The following is a 16,667-nucleotide window of genomic DNA, read 5'->3' as shown; positions in this document are numbered from 1 at the left end:
ACATAAGCGGAACATGGGCTACGCTACACGCTTCAACCGCGCCATTGGCTCGTTGAGTGGGTGGAATTCACCTGCTGGAAGTCGCCTGGCCTGCTCCCAGAGGTAATCGCCGGTCAGACTGATGTGCGCCCAGCCCATCGGAGAAAGGTGCGCAAGCAGTGCCGCATCGAACGTCGTGCCGACAGCGTTGAGGTGCTGGGCGGCCCGGTCGAGATAGACCGTGTTCCAGTAGGAAATCGCCGCAATCAGCAGGTTCAGCCCAGATGCGCGAAATTCCTGATTTTCCAGCGAGCGATCGGTGAACCGACCCTGCCGGTTGGTATAGATGGCGGCGGCAAGCGTGTGCCTCGCCTCGCCTTTGTTGAGACCGGCCTGACAGGCACGTCGCAGTTCCGGTTGTTCAAGCCAATCGAGCGTGAACAAAGTGCGCTCGATACGGCCCAGTTCAGCCAATGCAAAATCCAGCCTGTTCTGGCGTTTGTAGGCGGCAAGTTTTCGCAAGATTACTGACGGCGCCACCGTGCCATCCTTGATTGAGGCGACAATCCTGACGATGTCATCCCAATCGGCCTCGATCGCTGCCGTTTTGATGGTGCGGCCCATCAGATTTTCGATGCCCTTGTATGTCGATGGCGCAGCGATCGAACCCAGCTTGCGGTCGCCAATATCGCGCAGCCGTGGCGCGAAGCGGAACCCGAGTAGGTGGCAGAGTGCGAAAACATGATCGGTGGCGCCGCCGGTATCGGTATAGTGCTCATGCAACGGAAGGTTGCCGGCGCCCAGGACAAGCCCGTCGAGCACGTAAGGCGCTTCACCTGCCGTCGCGGACATGATCCGTGATCCGAATGATGCGAAGTGATCGGAAAGGTGAGAATAGATTTTCACGCCAGGTTCGGCGCCATATTTGGCATTGACGTCCGCCGCCCCTGAACGGCTCCGCCCCGACCGGAAGAACTGGCCATCGGACGACGAACTGGTGCCAGCGCCCCAATGCCGCGCGAAGGGTAATTCGTGATGGGCTGAGATGATCATGGCCAGCGCGGCCTGATAGTTCTCGGGTGAAAGATACCAGTTGTGGGTCCATGCGAGTTGGGCATAGCTGACGCCTTCGCTGGCATTGGCCATCCGCTCCAGCCCGAGGTTGGTGCCATCAGCCAGAATTGCGGCGAGTACCGTGCTGGGGTTGTCGTGCTCCTTGCCTGAGCGCAGGTCACGGAATGCGTTCAAAAAACCAGTGCGTTCGGCGACTTCAAGCAGCAGCTCGGTGATGCGCACGCGGGGAAGCAGGGTATCGAGCTTGCGATCGAGGGCTTCAGCTTCCGGTGGGGTGACAGGCGGCATTTGCTGAAGCTTGAGCCGGTCTCGTTCGAGCGACACTCCCTCAAGCTTGTTTGTTTTCAACTGCTTGGCAAATCGGCGCAGCCGCCAGTCAAGATTTCGTGCCCGGTCAGCGAGGTAGGATGCAGCATTTGAATCGAACGGAAGCACATCCGCCACTTTGGCGGCGTCGCGCCGACCCAGCAAATAGGCATCGAAGCGCTGATAGTTGCGGGTTCCCTCGATCCATACATCACCGGCGCGCAAACGATCACGCAAGGTTGCCATGATCGCAATTTCATAACGTCGGCGGTCGATACGGCCGCTTTCGGTGATGAGACGCTTCCACTGCCGATTGGGGAATGGCAGTGGAACGCCATCGGGAAGGTCGCGCGACTTTCGTGTGTTCGCATCGCGAATGACATCGATGGCTTTGATCAGTGCCGTCCCTGTTCCAGACGCCTTGAAGGTGAAGGCGTCCAGAAATGCCGGGCTGAAACGCCGTAGCGTGGCGTAACGCTCGGTTGCCGTTACCAGTGCGTCCTCGCCGGCAAGATCAGCAAGGGCATCTACTTGGGCCTTTGCCGCAACAAGCCGGTGCCAGCCCACCGCTTCGTCAATCAATTCGAGCGGATCGCCGCCATTCTGGACAGCCTCATCAAGTGCTGTAATCGTGGCGCCAAACAGCCGCATGAGTTGCCCCACCGACTGAATACTATCTTGGTAGCGACGCTCGCGCCCACGCCGCGCGCGCGTGAACATGCCGCCGATAAGTCGGTCAAACATTTGGATCGCGGCATCGGCAAGTCTGGCCTCAAGGTCGATCACTGCGGCCGTCAACGTCGCCCGCCTGCGATTGACGCTGTAATCCGAAAGCAGGAATGCCGGTGCCACGCCGCCCTCGCGGACAAATTGGGCAAAGCGGAATTCCGGAATGGCGCCCCCAACTACCGGGTGGATACCTATGCCGCGAACATAGCGCAGGCGCTCAAGCAAGCCATTGATATTGGCCGCAGTCGGGGCTTCTTCGAAATTACGCAACCACGCCAGCGGTGTCATGCCGAAATCCGGGTTGTTGATTACGAGTTCGTCTAGCCGTGTCAGTTCAGCAGAGCTGAGGCCTTCGACGATTGCGGCTGCGGCAGCTTTGCGTGCGCGTGCCCGGCCAGCAAGACCGGCGCGTTCCAGTGTGTCGCCTGACGGAAGAATGAACCGCTCACCCTTCAGGCCAACCATGAGGGCGCGAACAATCGGTTCACCTCTGTCTGTATACTCGGCGGCTTGCGCGGCAAGATTCAGGGCAAGTGCCAGGTCGCCGCGTCGAAACGGGCGTATGCCAAGATAACGCGCCACGAGATCGGCATGATCGGTACGGGTTTGCGCGCGCTGACCATATGCAGAGAAGGAGGAAGGATCGACGAATAACTGTGCCGCGAGGTACTGAAGAATGACGTCGGGAAGCCCGATCTCGGGTTGCAGACCAAAGCCGGGATGTCGCATCAAAGCGATTTGTGCAGCCAGACCGAGGCGATTTGCTGGACCATAGCGGCGCCCAACCAATTCAACATCTTCCGCAGAAAGGGTATAATGCCCAATGATCGCGGTTTCTTGGACAGGAGGATCGAACAGGCGCCGGCGCTCGTCTCCGGTCAGAAGTCGGCGTCGTGCCATTTTGCTCTCCCGCTGAGGCGAATAACAAAATTGACACCAAAGCGGCTTGCACTGGAGGGAGGCCATTCGTTGCCGGTTGATCCCCGAGCAATCACCCGGCGCAGCAAGACAGTTTGGCGACATCCTTATCAAACGTTTGGGCCGCCAGTTTGAGGCCTTCCACAGTGGTCAGGTAAGGAAATATCGTTGCACCCAATTCCAGGGTGGTCATGCCGTGTTTGATCGCCAGCACCAGTGTCTGGATCGAATCCGCGCCTTCGGGTGCCATGATCTGGCCGCCCAGCAAACGGTCGTTCGCCTTGTCGGCAATCAGTTTGATGAGACCCCGCGTATCGCGTGCTGCCAGTGCCCTTGGCACAGCATCGAGCGGGAGCAGCGAAACCTTGATGTCCAGGCCTTGCGCCCGTGCTGTCGTTTCAGTGAGGCCGGCGCTGGCGACTTGCGGGTCGGTGAAGACGACGGATGGCATGGAGGAATTGTCGTAGCGGTATTGGTTGCCCGTCACCGCGTTGCGCGCGGCCAGTTTTGCGCCATAGGCGGCCATGTAGACGAACTGGTCCCGTCCCGTTACATCGCCCGCCGCGTAAATGCCTGGAACCGACGTTTCGAGGTGGTCATCGACGACGATTCCACCATTACGGGCAAGCACTATGCCGCGCTCCTCCAGCCCAAGCCCGTCGCTATTGGGTCGGCGTCCGGTGGCGATGAGCACCTGTTCCGCCGCGACGGTGTCACAATGCCCCTCGCAGGTCAATTCGACCCCGCTCTGTGTTTGGGCGATACGCTGATAGCCGACACCTGCGCAAACCCGCACGCCCTCGGCTTCCAAATAGTTTTTCAGCGCGGCACTCACTTCCGGGTCCATTTCGGGGAGCAGGCGGCTTCGGCAGCAGATGGTGACATCAACGCCCAGACGCGAAAACATCTGTCCCAGTTCTACCCCGATCACCCCGCCACCGATCACCAGCAGCGATTTGGGCAAGCGATCCAGCGCCAGCGCCGATGTGCTGGTTAGGTAGGGCACGCTGTCCATCCCCGGAATCGGCGGCACGGCGGCGTGCGCACCCATCGCCAATATGACCTTGCCGACCTTCATGGGCGCATCGCCGACAATCAGCGCACCATCGGCAAAGCGTGCCTTGCCCTCGATATAGCTCACACCGTCATAGGCGGGCAGCAGATCGACATATTTTTTTTGGCGCAGCGTCGTGACAAGATCGTCCTTCGACGCCGCCAATACGGACCAGTCATCCATCTGGACAGCGCCCCCAAGGCCGGGAAAGCGCGCGGCGGCAAGCCCACCATGCACCGCTTCGGCGGCGCGGATCAGCGTCTTGGAAGGAACGCAGCCAACATTGACACAGGTGCCGCCAATCGTGCCGTGACCGACGAGCGCCACTTTCGCGCCCAGATCGGCAGCGGCGATCGCGGCGGAGAACCCGGCAGAACCCGCGCCGATGACGGCCACGTCAAATCCTTCCTGCCCGGGGCGGTTGCAACAGTCGTTCATTGCTTATCGCTTTCTTGAGGCGCTGGCGGCGCCCCGCTCAGTTTTGAATAGCGCGCGCCGGATAACCCGCGTTGGTTGATGCAGCGGCAATCGCAGCAGCATTGGTGCGGCGCGGGTTATAGGTTGCGCGCGCGGTCTTGGCTGCGAAATCGACCGTGACCGCCGTTACCCCGGCGACGCCTTCCATCGCCTTCTTCACGGTGATCGGGCAGGTGGCGCAGGTCATGTTCTCTATGGCAAAGGTGGTTTGCTTCTGAGCGGTTGCGGTAGCCGCGGGGCGATCTTGCGCCGTGCCACTAACTGCATAGGCGACCCCGCCGCCAGCCATAGCCAGCACGGCCATAGCGATACATACTGTCTTTTTCATGGGTATTTCCTTTCAATAGAACCAGGGTGCCCACCAGTCGATGGTGAGCGCCAGGATGGCGACGGCAAGGCCCAGCCACAGCACCGCCTTGGTGGTCCAAGCCGATTGTGGACGAGCGTAGTAGGAACCGTCTTCACAGGGCGGTTTCGGCTTGAAATAGACATGCCAGAAGCCGTAGCCGAGCAGCGCGAGCGTTACGCCTGCGACATAGGGCTTGTAAGGTTCGAGCGCCGTCAGGTTGGCGATCCACGCGCCGGAAATTCCGAGCATAACCAACAGTAGCGGGACGACGCAGCAAGCCGAGGCGAGCCCCGCGCCGATCAATGCGCCCGCCGCAACCCAGTTTGCCTGCTTCGGCTCGTGGTTTTCGGTGAGGGCTGGCTGTCCCGCTTCCGGCGTTGAGACCATGGCTTGAATCCCTTGTTCCAACTGAGTGATTCGCAGTGTAGGCTCTGTAGCCACTACAGACTCAAGAGGTATTTTCATGGAGCGACAGGTCGGCATCTTGCGTGCCCAGCTTGCCCGGAAAACAGGCTGCAATCTCGAAACCATCCGCTATTACGAGAAGGTGGGATTGCTGCCGGGGCCGCCTCGCAGTTCCAACGGCTACCGCGTCTATTCGCCGGAACTGGTGCAAAGGTTGCAGTTCATCCTGCGCGCGCGCGACCTTGGCTATGCAATGGATGAGATACGGTCATTGTTGTCGCTCACCGATACCGGTGCACAAACCTGCGCGGAGGTTATGGCGAGAACCGAACTCCACCTTGAAGATGTCCGCCGCCGCATTGCAGATTTGCAGAAGATAGAGGTGACGCTGGCGACCACGTTAGCCAGATGCACTGGAGATGACGTTGCCGAATGTCCCATCCTGGAAGCACTCCAGTTTTTACCCCATCAAGGCAATTGACGCCATCTTTGAGGGATTTGATTTTGTGATGTCAGCTTGGAGTATAGCCTAACCGGACGTCAGGGCGCTACCGCGGTTTCTGTCAGATTAGGGTACTAAACGGAATTTGTTGACGAATGTCGTTGCGTATCATAGATTTCAACCTGACATTTTGATGGAGAGAGTGCGCAGTGAAGGGGCAACGGATCGGCTATGTCCGGGTCAGCACGTTCGATCAGAATGTGGATCGCCAATTGGAAGGTCAGTCGCTCGATCGGACCTTCACCGACAAGGCATCGGGCAAGGACGTCAACCGCCCCCAGCTTGAGGCTCTGCTCACTTTCGCCCGCGAAGGCGATACCGTCGTCGTCCACAGCATGGATCGGTTGGCCCGCAATCTGGATGACCTGCGCAAGCTGGTCCAGGGCCTCACCAAGCGAGGTATCCGGATCGAGTTTGAGAAGGAAAGCCTGTCCTTCTCGGGGGAGGACTCCCCGATGGCCAATCTGATGCTCTCGGTCATGGGTGCGTTTGCTGAGTTCGAGCGCGCCCTGATCCGCGAACGGCAACGCGAAGGCATTGCGATCGCTCGGCAGCGCGGCGCCTATCGGGGGCGGAAACGGTCGCTCTCGGATGAGATGATTGCCGATCTGCACCGCCGCGTTGCCGCCGGTGAACGCAAGGCGACCATCGCGCGCGACATGGGCATCAGCCGCGAAACCCTCTACCAGTACCTTCGCGCCGCTGCCTGACACCAATGTTCACATTATGTCCGGAAAATCGTTGTTCAGCGTACAAAGCTTGAGGTGACGCCTCGATTCTCGAAAACAGGTCGGCTTCGATCTTCCCTCCGGCCGCAAGATAGGCTTCGCGACCGACAAGGATTGCGTTCGGGGAACTGGCGCGAACGCCTGAAGCGCTGAGGCGTGTGCGGATCTGTTCCGGTGACCAGCTATAGCTTGTGAACTGGTTGTAGATGGCGAGTTGGAGGTCGTGCTCTGCACGGACACCAAATGCCTGGGCGACATCAAGAGTGATATCGCCGGCAGCAAGTGCAGCGAAGATTTCCGGCGCGAGATCCGCGAGCCGCAAACGTCCTTGCACGTAGCGCGTGGTTACTCCCATGGACTTGGAGACCGTTTCAACCTCGCATCCGCTGTCGATGAGGCTCTTGAAGGCGAGGGCTTCGTCTGCGGGGTTCATGTCCTCGCGCTGGAAGTTCTCGTTGAGGCTGATCATCGTGGAATCTGCCTCAGGGTCGAGCACAAGGCAGTTGAGTTGATAATCGCCATGGAAGGTTCCGGCGGCGATGAGTCGGGGGCGTTACATAGAACGGGCACAGATATACGTTAGCGACCGTTGGTGTCGGAAAACACCTGGGGCTGTTGAAAAATGCGCCGCTGTCACCCGGTACGTTTGGGGGCGGAATGACACCCCAAGGCATAGCGATCCCGTCCCACAAGGATCGGATTTCGAGAATAGCTTGCCGGAGGGAAACTCGCCGGACCGGCCTGTAGCGTCCTCACCGCGAGGCGGCTTTCGGCACCAAGTACTCAGAAGCCGTAGAGTTTGATGGCTTTCAACCGGTCGGCTTTGGTGTTCACATAATCGACGAAGATGCTGAACCCGGCCTGTCTCCCATCGGTCGTCACAAGCGCATTCGCGGCGCCTACCCTGCCGTGCGTTATTGCGTGGTCGATCTTCAAAGTGTCGAAGCTGCGCCTGACCTCCCGGGCAATGTAAAGACTTGTCGCATCGCTACCTTCGATCACGGTGCCGTCTGCAAGGTACAGCGTAACGTCCTCGGCCAAAAACTGTCGGAGATGGTCGTGTGGATCATGAAAGATCGCGACTGCGACTTCTTCCATCGCTGCATTTTTCGGTGAATTTCGACATTCGCCACTTCGGATGATCTGCCCCATGAAATCCCCCGTGAATTACCTTCGGCCGCCCTAACGCGAAAATCTAAACGCGGGCAACCGGCCTGTCCAACTTCCCAAATGGGAACGAATAGCGGGACGCTCTCAGCCGTCCCAAATGGCGTGATGTGGGACTTACCCGCCATTCAAAAGCGCACGAAGAACGGCGGCTTTCGGCAGGAGCGGACGATCGATAATTTGCCGATGTCATCCCCCGAAACAAGCAAGATCTGGTCGATCGCTGTCCAGAAGCACGCGGCAGAACAACGTGAGAAGCTGATGTCTATCTTTCAATTTTCATTCAGAAATGCGCCTCTCATCCAAGTCGAGTTTCACCCCAATCCATTTTTCAAAAGAGAAGGAACGGACTGAATCCGGGATAATGCCCTCGGCGCGCATCAGAATGAACCGATCATTCAGCTTCCTACCAGTCGTGCGGAGCGTACCACATGCGAAATCACTCTTTACACGGATAAAAATCGGCATCAATCCGGCCGGCGTAGCTGGAGATACTGCCGATGCGTTTTTTGCCATGGTCGATGCTCTGCATTGTGGCTTTCGCCTCACCGGCGTATACGCAGGACGTGCTGCCGCTTCCGCTTGATTATGGTGCTGCGCAAGAGCGGCTGCTCCACCGATCCGACGCGATCGAGGCTTCTGCCGCGAACATACGCAGCAAGGAAGCACAGGAAGGAGCGACCCGGACGCTCGGCCGCCCCGATATCGATATCGAGGCGCAACTGCTGGAATATCAAAAGACGCTCTATCTGCCTCTCGGCTCGCTGGCACCTGTGGCGGAAGCCTTCGGCATCCCCGATCCGCTGAAGTTCAGGCAGGAACGCACCAGTACACGGCCGATCGTCACGGCCACGTTGCCAATCTACGCCGGCGGGCAGATCAGTGGCACGCAGGCCGGCGCACGCGCCCAGGTCGCGCAGGCAAAGGCGGATCGGGACATTGCGATCGACGATGCGCTCGTCCAGCTTGTCCAGGCCTATTACGGGCAACAGCTTGCCGAACGAGCGCTTGGCATCCGCCGCGATGTGCTCGATGGCCTCGAGCGGCACGTTGCCGACGCGGTGAAGCTCGAACAGGCACGCTTCATCAGTCGCGCGCAACGCTTGCAGGCGGAGGTCGCGCGCGACGACGCGGCGCGCGACTATGCACAGGCGATTTCCGATCTTGCCACCGCCAATGCCGCGCTCGCCGGGATACTGCGCGCGCCGGCGGGGGTGCGCCCAATCAGTCCGCTCGGGGTCGATTCGCGGCCACTCGCGCCGCTCGCCACGTTCAAGGCCGCCGCGCTGGACACACATCCCCAGCTCGCCCGGTTGCGGGCGCTGGAGGACCAGGCGGAGGCCGGCGTGAAGATCCAGCAATCAAAGCTCCGGCCGACCATCTACGGCTTTGGGCAATATAATTTCGACCGACGCAATTCACTGCTCACGGATCCCGATTGGTCGATCGGCGTCGGCTTGAAATACAAGCTCATCTCCGGCGCGGGCCGGCAGCAGCAGGTGGAGGCCGCGCGCGCGACAGTGGAGCAGGCCGACGCCGGGCTGCGCGAGGCGCGCACCCAGCTCGATATCGGCGTGACCAAGGCGTGGAATGACGTGGAGGCGGCGCGTAAACGGTTCCTGCTCCTCGACAGTGCGCTGGTCTCGGCGGACGAGAATGTGCGTCTCCAGACCCTATCCTATCGCGAGCAACAAGCGACGTCGCTCGACGTGGTCGACGCGCAACTCGGGCGCGGCCGGGCCCGCATTCAGCGCGCACAGGCGGCGAATGACTATGTGCAAGCGCTCGCCCGGCTACTCAGCATGAGCGGGCAGGTCGACCGGATGCCGGAATATCTCTCGCGGGCCGACAAGGTGATCCCATGACCGAACCCACGCAAGACGACGCGCCCCCGCCTGTCGAGGCCCCCGTGCCCGCCGCCATTCCCGCCGACGCACCCGCACCATCCGACGCGCCAGCACCCGCTGCCCCGCCCGCGCCCACCACGCACGGTCGGCCGATGGTGATCATCGCGGCGATTATCGTGACGGCACTGCTCGCGCTTGGTTTGTGGCTCAGCTACCGCCCCGCGCCCGATCAGCTTCAGGGCATGGTCGATGCGCGCGCACTTCGGATCAGTAGCAAGGTGACCGGGCGGATCGCCGCCTTCCATGTCGAGGAGGGCCAGCCGGTGAAGGCAGGGCAATTACTCTACACAATCGCCAGCCCCGAAGTTGCCGCCAAGTCCGAACAAGCGGGCGGCGCGCTCGTGGCGGCGCAGGCGGTGGAAAGCAAGGCGGACGAAGGTGCGCGGCCAGAAGATATCCGCGCGGCGGAGGCACAGTGGCGCCGCGCAAAGGCCGCCGCCGAGCTCGCCCAGACCACCTATGCACGCACCCAGCAGCTCTATGAACAGGGTGTGCTCGCCGGTCAGAAAGCGGACGAGGCCCGCACCAATGCCGTCGCCTCCGCCGAACAGGCCAAGGCGGCACGAGCGCAATATGATCTCGCGCTGGCCGGCGCGCGACTGCAGGACAAAAAGGCAGCGAGCGGCCAGGTGCAACAAGCGCGCGGCGCGGTGGCGGAAGTGCAGGCGGCGGCCGACGAAACCCGCGTCATCGCGCCGGCGGATGGCGAAATCGGTAAGCGGCTCGCCCAGCCCGGTGAACTGGTGCCGCAGGGTTTTCCGGTGTTCACGCTCACCGATACCGCTCATCCATGGGTGACGCTGAACGTGCGCGAGGATCAGCTCCACGGCCTCGCCCGCGGCAAAGAACTGAGCGGCACAATCCCCGCGCTTGGCAATCTGCGCGCGCGCTTCCGCGTGATCTATACGGCACCGGCTGGCGACTTTGCGACCTGGCGGGCAACGCGGCAATCGAGCGGCTTCGATATCAAGAGCTTTGAGGTTCGCGTTATGCCCATCGCGCCAATCGTGGCGCTGCGGCCGGGCATGACCGTGCTGTTCGACTGGCCGGCATAACAGGGTGGGGAACGCCTTCGGCAGCGCGCTTCGCCGGGAAATGCGTTTCCTCGCCACCAGTTTCTGGGACCGTGCGCTGGTGATCTGGGTGCCATTGCTGCTGATGGCGGTGGTGGCGATCCAGTTTTCCGCGGGCGTGATGCGCGACCTGCCGATTGCGGTGGTCGATCTGGACGGCACCGCCGTCGCGCGTGAACTGACCCGCCGGCTCGATGCGGCGCCGGGGCTGCGTGTCGTGGCGCAGGTGCCAGATATGCAGGCGGCCGAACGGATCGTACGCTCCAACCGCGCCTATGCAGTCGTGCTGATCCCGGCGGATACCGAGCGCGCGGTGCTGCGCGGGACGACCGGCAGCATCACCACCTTTTACAACGCCAGTTATTCGACCGCTTCGGGGGCAGCCCTGCGCGAGATTGGCGCGGTCGTGCAGGCCTATGCCGCAACGCTCGGCACCGAGCAGGCCGCCGCTCTCGCCGGGCCCGGCCAGGTGCGCCGGCCGCCGGTTGCCGCGCAGAGCACCATCCTGTTCAATCCGCAGAGCAGCTACGAACTGCAACTCGTGGCGCTGATCCACCCCGCGCTGCTGCACCTGATCTTCATGGTTGCCGTCGCGAGCGCACTGGGCCGCGAGTTGCGCGACGGCACGATCGGCGCATGGATCGGCGGAGAGGATCGGCGGAGGGCGATCGCCGCGGTGGCGGGCAAGTTGACGCCATATCTGGCAATTTTCACCGGCTGGGGATTGCTGGCCACCGGCTATCTCGCCGGGCTGCGCGGCTGGCCGGTCGCGGGCAGCGTGATTCTGCTGCTCATCGGCTATGTCGCCATGTACCTCGCCTATATCGGCGTGACCTTGATGATCGTCGGCCTCACCTTGTCGATGGGCAGGACGTTATCGATCGCCGGGCTTTACGCGGGCGCCTCCTTCGCCTTTGCGGGCGCGATTTTCCCGATCGAATCCGCCTCCAGCTTCGCCCGGATCTGGAGTGCGCTCCTGCCCTATTCGGCATTCGCCAAGCTGCTGTCGGAACAATGGACCATGGGCGCGCCCGCGATGAAATCTGCCGGGCAGCTGCTCGCTATGCTCGCCTTCCTGATCGTCGGGACAGGCATCGGGCTGCCGCTTTACCTGGCGGCTGCACGCCGACCGCAAGCCTGGGGGCGACGATGATCGGCCGCGCCTTCCTCGCCACCTTCCGCGCAATCCTGGCCGACAGCTCGGCGCTGTTGCTGCTGATCGGGTCGTGCCTTCTTTATTCCTTCTTCTACCCCACCGCTTATTCCGGCGAGGTGCCGGTGCGGATGCCGGTGGCGGTGGTCGATCTGGATCATAGCGCCACCAGCCGATCGCTGGAGACCCGGCTCGGCGCGTTGCAACAGGCGGAAGTGGTCGCGCGGCTCCCGTCCCCCGCCGTCGCGCTACGCTGGCTGGAAGAACGGCGGGTGAGCGCGATCGTGGTGATTCCGCAAGGCTTTGAACAGCGCATCCTGTCCGGCGATCAAGGGACCGTCGCGCTCTATGGCAACGGCGCCTATCTGCTGCGCAGTTCGACCGCGCTTGCCGGCATTGGTGCGGCATTGGGAGAGATCGGACGCGATGCTGCGGTTGCCCAGGCGATGGCCAGCGGGGCGCCGGCCGCCGCCCCGCTGGCGATGATCCAGCGCCCCTTGTTCAACACCCGCGAGGGCTACGGCAGCACGATCTTTCCCGGTGTCGCCTTTCTCATCATCCAGCAGACCTTGTTGATGGGGCTCACCGTGCTTGCCGCAACGATGCGAGAGCGCCAGGGAACGCTCAGCTTCGCGCCACGCACCCTGCTCGGCATCGCGCTGGCCTTTCTCGTCATCGGGTGCGCGGACATCGCCTATTTCACTGGTTTCGTCTTCTGGTTTCAGGATTATCCGCGCGGGGCTGCCGATCCGCTGACGCTGGTCGTGTCCGCAACGCTGTTCATATCCGCGACGGTCGCCGGCGCGTTGGCGCTCGCCAGCTTTTTCCGCACGCGTGAGCGCCCCATCCAGTTGTGGATCGTCACCTCGGTCCCGATCTTCTTCCTGTCCGGTCTGTCCTGGCCAAGCGAGGCGACGCCGCACTGGCTATCGCTGTTGGCGCGCCTCCTGCCGACGACGCCGGGAATCAAACTGATGGTTGGCGTCAACCAGATGGGCGCAACGCTGGTCGAGCAGCGAGGTGCGTTGATCAATCTCGCGCTGCTAACCATTTTTTACGGTGCGATCGCGGTATCGCGCTATCGCCTGCGGCCTTGCGGAGCGCCATAGCCCGCCGACTGAACATGCCCCCTGTTTGGTAGCGAGCCATTCACATCTCACGGCCGATTATAAACTTTACGGGCGGACGAGGGACGCTCTGCCGCTGTTGTCTCACGGCCTCTTACCCCTTCGTCTTGGGATCTGACGATCGCTCAGTGACTTGGCTCCAGCCGCGAGCGCGTAATTCCACCTCCTGAATGAATAACTGGTTTCGAGATCATGCCTTCAGAAATTGAAGGACACCGATCGGGCGCTCCGCGACTCTGCGGTTGAACGAAACCCGAACGGCCATTTTTGGCAGGAGCGGTCATTCCCCGAGCGTCGGAGAACGACTTGAGTTGGTCGACTGCTGCCAGTAGCTCTTAAGTTGCATTCTGTCGTCAATCACATGTTTGCCGACACCCTGGCCGACCACCTCGGCTCGGCCTATCGCGAACCGGCCTTTTCTGCGCGACAAACCCTGTCGCAATGCTAAGCTGCACGGGAACTCTGGATTCGAGGTTTTCCGCACATGCTGGTTGGCTACATGCGCGTGTCTTCGGCCGATGACCGCCAGTCGGTCGGTCTTCAGCGCGACGCGCTCGTCGCGGCCGGGGTCGACGAGCGGCACCTTCACACTGACAAGGCATCCGGCGCGCGCGACGACCGGCCGGGGCTGAAGGCCTGCCTTGAATACCTGAAGGCCGGCGACATGCTGGTGGTGTGGAAGCTGGACCGGCTCGGCCGGTCTTTGCCGCACCTGCTCGGCATCGTCACCGACCTGAAGGCGCGCGGCGTCGCGTTCCGGTCGCTGACCGAGCAGATGGACACGACCACTCCGCACGGCGAGCTGCTGTTCTCCATCTTCGGCGCGCTCGCGCAGTATGAGCGTGCTCTAACCCGCGAGCGCGTCATCGCCGGGCTAGCAGCCGCGAAGCGTCGCGGGCGGCAAGGCGGGCGGCCGCCCACGATCGATCCCGAGCAGATCGAGCAGATCAGGGCCGCGCTCGATAGCGGTGCCAGCAAAGCATCGGTCTGCCGCTCCTTCAAGGTGGCTCGGTCGACCCTGCTCGACACACTGGAACGGGTGGGCTGGACCGCCTCAGCCAAGGCCTGATCCAGTGCCGCGTCGCGCTGTTCTCACCGAGGGGCAGCGCGACGCGCTACTCGCTCTCCCCGACACTGAACTCGACCTGGTCCGGCACTGGACGCTGAGCGCCGACGATCTGCGCGTCATCGTCAGCAGGCGGCGTCCGCACAACCGGCTCGGCTTCGCCGTCCAGCTCTGCGCGCTCCGTTATCCCGGCCGGCTGCTCCGGCCGGGGGAGCTGATCCCGAACGCGCCGCTCGCGTTCGTCGCCGACCAGCTCGACGTCGATCCGGAGGCGCTCGCCGGCTATGCGTCGCGCGGGCCGACCCGCTACGAGCAGCTCGACACGCTGCGCGACGTGTTCGGGTTCCGGCAGCTCAGCCGTCCGGCAAGGGCGGAGCTGCAAGCATGGCTGCTGCCGGCCGCACTCGCCACGACGGGCGGCGCCGAGCTCGCGCGCATGCTCCTGGACGAGTTCCGCAGGCGACAGATCATCGTGCCCGGGATCACGCTGGTCGAGCGCATGGTGGCCCGGGCGCTGCTCGACGTCGAACGCCACGTCGCCGAGCTGCTTACCCGAAAACTCACCGCAGAGCAGCGCGACGGGCTGGAAGGACTGCTCGTGCCCCACGCAACGGCGAGGACAAGCGTACTCGCCTGGGTGCGACAGCCGCCTGGGCGACCGGGCCGGCGCGCGTTCTCGGCTATCATCGATCGGCTCGCCGCCTTACGCGTGCTCCGGCTCAACCCAGCACTGACCGACGCCGTGCATCCCGAGCGCCTGCGGCGGCTCACGGGCGAGGGCGCGCGGCTCACCGCCCAGCACCTCGCCACCTTAAACCCCTCTCGACGTCGTGCGGTGCTGGTCGCGACCGCGCTGGAGACGCAGGTCACGCTGACCGACGACGCGGTTCTCATGTTCGAGCGGCTGTTCGGCCAAATGTTCCGCCGCGTCGAACGGCGCGAGGAAGCCGCGCTGAAGCGCGACCGGCGCAACATCACGGCCAAGATCAGGCTGCTCGCGCGGTTGGGCGACGCGCTCCTTGCCGCGCGGAGCAACGGCGACGACCCGCTCGCCGCGGTCGAGCGCGTCATTGGTTGGGACGAGCTCGGCTCCGAGGTGGAGGAGGCGAAGCGCCTGGTCCGGCCCGACCCGCTCGACCCTGTCGAGCTCGCCCGGTCCAACTTCCCCATCCTGCGCCAGATCGGCCCCGCGTTCGTGCAAGCCTTCACGTTCGGGGCGGTGCCGGCCTGCTTGGCGCTCGCGCGCGGTGTCGAGATTGTGCGACTGCTCGGAACCGGTCGCCTGCGCAAGCTCCCGGCCGATGCGCCCGTCGGCTTCATTCGCCAGACCTGGCGACGTCGCATCGGTCGGGATGGCATGGACCGGCGCACCTACGAGTTCTGCGTGCTGGCCGAGCTGCGCGACCGGCTGCGCGCGGGCGACATGTGGGTGGAAGGAAGCCGCCGCTATCGCGCGGTCGAGCAGCAGCTCATCCCCGCGCCCGTGTTCGCCGCGATGCGGGAGGCGGGACCACTGCCGGTGCCGTTGCCGGGATCCGCGGCCGAGTGGCTGGCCGGGAAGCGCGAGGTCCTCGCCCGCCGTCTGGGCGAGGTGGCGACTAAGGTCGGTGCCGACGCGCTCGAGGACGTGTCGCTACGGGCAGGGCGGCTGCGCATTTCGCCGCTGAAGGCGAGCACGCCCGACGAAGCGGAAGGCGCGCTCGCGCCTTTGTACGCGCACCTGCCGCCGATCCGCGTGACCGACCTCCTCGCCGACGTCGACCGCTGGACGGGGTTCACCGGCTGCTTCACGCACCTGACCACGCGTCGCACTCACGACGACCCGCGCGCGGTGCTCACCGCGGTGCTGGCCGACGCGACCAACCTCGGCCACGCGCGCATGGCGGAAGCGTGCGACCTGGTCAGCCAGCGCCAGCTCGGCTGGTTGTCGTCCTGGCACCTGCGCGAGGAGACCTACGGCACGGCGCTCGCCCGGCTGGTGAACGCGCAGCACCGGATGCCGCTCGCGGCCCTGTTCGGGTCGGGCTCGTCGTCGAGCTCGGACGGGCAGCACTTCCCGCTCAACCGTCGCGCCCAGGCGACCGGGGCCGTCAACCCGCACAAGGGCTCGGAGCCGGCCGCCTCGTTCTACACGCACGTGTCCGACCGCTACGCGCCTTTCCACTCCAAGGTGATCTCGGCCGGTGCCGGCGAGGCCGCCCATGTGCTCGACGGCCTGCTCCACCACGGGGCCGACCTCAGCATCGAGCGGCACCACACGGACGGCGGCGGGGTGTCGGACCACGTCTTCGCGATGTGTCACGGGATGGGCTTCCTGTTCGCGCCGAGGATCCCGAACCTGTCTGCCAGACGGCTCCACTTGTTTGAGGGCCTCGACCCCGGACCGGACATCGCGCCGCTCGTCGGCGAGGCGATCGACGAAGAGCTGATCACGGCCCACTGGACGGACGTGCTCCGTCTCATGACCTCGGTCCGCACGGGCGCCACCAGCGCGTCCGCCATGCTGGAGCGGCTCGGCTCCTACCCGCGCGCGAACGGCTTGGCGCTCGCGCTGCGGGAGATCGGGCGCGTGGAGCGCACGCTGTTCACGCTCGACTGGATCGAGCACCCCGACGAGCGGCGTCGCGCTACCCGCGAGCTGAACAAGGGCGAG

At 63.4% G+C, this 16,667-nt stretch carries 15 protein-coding genes; 9 read left to right on the top strand and 6 right to left on the bottom strand.

Features of this window, described 5'->3' with window-relative positions:
* Positions 1 to 18: 18 nt before the first annotated feature.
* The 4 genes from IM784_RS16515 to IM784_RS16500 form a co-directional block, all read right to left on the bottom strand.
* A complete protein-coding gene (locus tag IM784_RS16515; RefSeq protein WP_014072601.1) occupies positions 19 to 2,988 on the bottom strand; it encodes a Tn3 family transposase in 2,970 nt (989 codons plus the stop codon).
* A gap of 91 nt (positions 2,989 to 3,079) precedes the next feature.
* Positions 3,080 to 4,456: a mercury(II) reductase gene (merA, locus tag IM784_RS16510; RefSeq protein WP_021222959.1), complete on the bottom strand. Its 1,377-nt coding sequence runs from the start codon at positions 4,454 to 4,456 to the stop codon at positions 3,080 to 3,082.
* Positions 4,457 to 4,535: 79 nt separating this feature from the next.
* Positions 4,536 to 4,865 (bottom strand): heavy-metal-associated domain-containing protein, encoded by a 330-nt coding sequence (locus tag IM784_RS16505; RefSeq protein ID WP_004213249.1) that lies wholly within the window; start codon positions 4,863 to 4,865, stop codon positions 4,536 to 4,538.
* A gap of 12 nt (positions 4,866 to 4,877) precedes the next feature.
* Positions 4,878 to 5,273 (bottom strand): mercuric transporter MerT family protein, encoded by a 396-nt coding sequence (locus IM784_RS16500; protein ID WP_199556448.1) that lies wholly within the window; start codon positions 5,271 to 5,273, stop codon positions 4,878 to 4,880.
* A gap of 76 nt (positions 5,274 to 5,349) precedes the next feature.
* Here IM784_RS16500 and IM784_RS16495 point away from each other — a divergent pair, with 76 nt between their 5' ends.
* Together IM784_RS16495 and IM784_RS16490 are read left to right on the top strand one after the other, a co-directional pair.
* On the top strand, positions 5,350 to 5,772 hold the full coding sequence (locus IM784_RS16495) for a MerR family transcriptional regulator (protein WP_199556447.1): 423 nt from the start codon (positions 5,350 to 5,352) through the stop codon (positions 5,770 to 5,772).
* A gap of 170 nt (positions 5,773 to 5,942) precedes the next feature.
* Positions 5,943 to 6,503: a recombinase family protein gene (locus tag IM784_RS16490; RefSeq protein WP_004213255.1), complete on the top strand. Its 561-nt coding sequence runs from the start codon at positions 5,943 to 5,945 to the stop codon at positions 6,501 to 6,503.
* On the opposite strand, the gene IM784_RS16485 is transcribed toward IM784_RS16490, so the two are convergent.
* Together IM784_RS16485 and IM784_RS16480 are read right to left on the bottom strand one after the other, a co-directional pair.
* Positions 6,460 to 6,990 carry a ParB/RepB/Spo0J family partition protein gene (locus tag IM784_RS16485; RefSeq protein ID WP_199556446.1) on the bottom strand — a complete coding sequence of 177 codons (531 nt, stop codon included), beginning with the start codon at positions 6,988 to 6,990 and terminating at the stop codon, positions 6,460 to 6,462. The two genes, IM784_RS16490 and IM784_RS16485, sit on opposite strands and share 44 nt — an antisense overlap.
* Positions 6,991 to 7,304: 314 nt before the next feature.
* The gene (locus tag IM784_RS16480; protein ID WP_199556445.1) at positions 7,305 to 7,673 is read right to left on the bottom strand and encodes a hypothetical protein; all 369 of its coding nucleotides are present in this window, start codon (positions 7,671 to 7,673) and stop codon (positions 7,305 to 7,307) included.
* Between the two features lie 123 nt (positions 7,674 to 7,796).
* Here IM784_RS16480 and IM784_RS16475 point away from each other — a divergent pair, with 123 nt between their 5' ends.
* The 7 genes from IM784_RS16475 to IM784_RS16445 all read left to right on the top strand — a co-directional run.
* Positions 7,797 to 8,042, top strand: a complete 246-nt coding sequence (locus IM784_RS16475) for a hypothetical protein (protein WP_207791796.1) — start codon at positions 7,797 to 7,799, stop codon at positions 8,040 to 8,042.
* A 167-nt stretch (positions 8,043 to 8,209) separates the two neighbouring features.
* Positions 8,210 to 9,553 (top strand): TolC family protein, encoded by a 1,344-nt coding sequence (locus IM784_RS16470; RefSeq protein WP_235977450.1) that lies wholly within the window; start codon positions 8,210 to 8,212, stop codon positions 9,551 to 9,553.
* A complete protein-coding gene (locus IM784_RS16465; protein ID WP_199556442.1) occupies positions 9,550 to 10,650 on the top strand; it encodes an HlyD family secretion protein in 1,101 nt (366 codons plus the stop codon). Before IM784_RS16470 ends, IM784_RS16465 begins: the two co-directional genes overlap by 4 nt.
* Positions 10,651 to 10,690: 40 nt before the next feature.
* The gene (locus IM784_RS16460) at positions 10,691 to 11,821 is read left to right on the top strand and encodes an ABC transporter permease (protein WP_207791795.1); all 1,131 of its coding nucleotides are present in this window, start codon (positions 10,691 to 10,693) and stop codon (positions 11,819 to 11,821) included.
* Positions 11,818 to 12,930: an ABC transporter permease gene (locus IM784_RS16455; RefSeq protein ID WP_199556440.1), complete on the top strand. Its 1,113-nt coding sequence runs from the start codon at positions 11,818 to 11,820 to the stop codon at positions 12,928 to 12,930. The genes IM784_RS16460 and IM784_RS16455 overlap by 4 nt, the downstream gene beginning before the upstream one ends.
* Before the next feature lie 502 nt (positions 12,931 to 13,432).
* Positions 13,433 to 14,017: a recombinase family protein gene (locus IM784_RS16450; RefSeq protein WP_199556439.1), complete on the top strand. Its 585-nt coding sequence runs from the start codon at positions 13,433 to 13,435 to the stop codon at positions 14,015 to 14,017.
* Between the two features lie 4 nt (positions 14,018 to 14,021).
* A partial coding sequence (locus IM784_RS16445) for a Tn3 family transposase (RefSeq protein WP_199556438.1) occupies positions 14,022 to 16,667 on the top strand: 2,646 nt, incomplete at its 3' end.

Origin of the sequence: Sandaracinobacteroides hominis (assembly GCF_016464365.1) — a bacterium.
GTDB classification, from domain to species: domain Bacteria; phylum Pseudomonadota; class Alphaproteobacteria; order Sphingomonadales; family Sphingomonadaceae; genus Sandaracinobacteroides; species Sandaracinobacteroides hominis.
The sequence above is the reverse complement of the archived record's forward strand: the minus strand, read 5'-3'. Positions and strand labels throughout refer to the sequence as shown.

Bases quoted from the DNA above. Each gene is read 5' to 3' on its own strand.
- IM784_RS16515 (WP_014072601.1), bottom strand. From the start codon at position 2,988: ATGGCACGACGCCGACTTCTGACCGGAGACGAGCGCCGGCGCCTGTTC.
- IM784_RS16505 (WP_004213249.1), bottom strand. From the start codon at position 4,865: ATGAAAAAGACAGTATGTATCGCTATGGCCGTGCTGGCTATGGCTGGC.
- IM784_RS16500 (WP_199556448.1), bottom strand. From the start codon at position 5,273: ATGGTCTCAACGCCGGAAGCGGGACAGCCAGCCCTCACCGAAAACCAC.
- IM784_RS16495 (WP_199556447.1), top strand. From the start codon at position 5,350: ATGGAGCGACAGGTCGGCATCTTGCGTGCCCAGCTTGCCCGGAAAACA.
- IM784_RS16485 (WP_199556446.1), bottom strand. From the start codon at position 6,990: ATGATCAGCCTCAACGAGAACTTCCAGCGCGAGGACATGAACCCCGCA.
- IM784_RS16480 (WP_199556445.1), bottom strand. From the start codon at position 7,673: ATGGGGCAGATCATCCGAAGTGGCGAATGTCGAAATTCACCGAAAAAT.
- IM784_RS16475 (WP_207791796.1), top strand. From the start codon at position 7,797: ATGTGGGACTTACCCGCCATTCAAAAGCGCACGAAGAACGGCGGCTTT.
- IM784_RS16470 (WP_235977450.1), top strand. From the start codon at position 8,210: ATGCTCTGCATTGTGGCTTTCGCCTCACCGGCGTATACGCAGGACGTG.
- IM784_RS16465 (WP_199556442.1), top strand. From the start codon at position 9,550: ATGACCGAACCCACGCAAGACGACGCGCCCCCGCCTGTCGAGGCCCCC.
- IM784_RS16460 (WP_207791795.1), top strand. From the start codon at position 10,691: ATGCGTTTCCTCGCCACCAGTTTCTGGGACCGTGCGCTGGTGATCTGG.
- IM784_RS16455 (WP_199556440.1), top strand. From the start codon at position 11,818: ATGATCGGCCGCGCCTTCCTCGCCACCTTCCGCGCAATCCTGGCCGAC.
- IM784_RS16450 (WP_199556439.1), top strand. From the start codon at position 13,433: ATGCTGGTTGGCTACATGCGCGTGTCTTCGGCCGATGACCGCCAGTCG.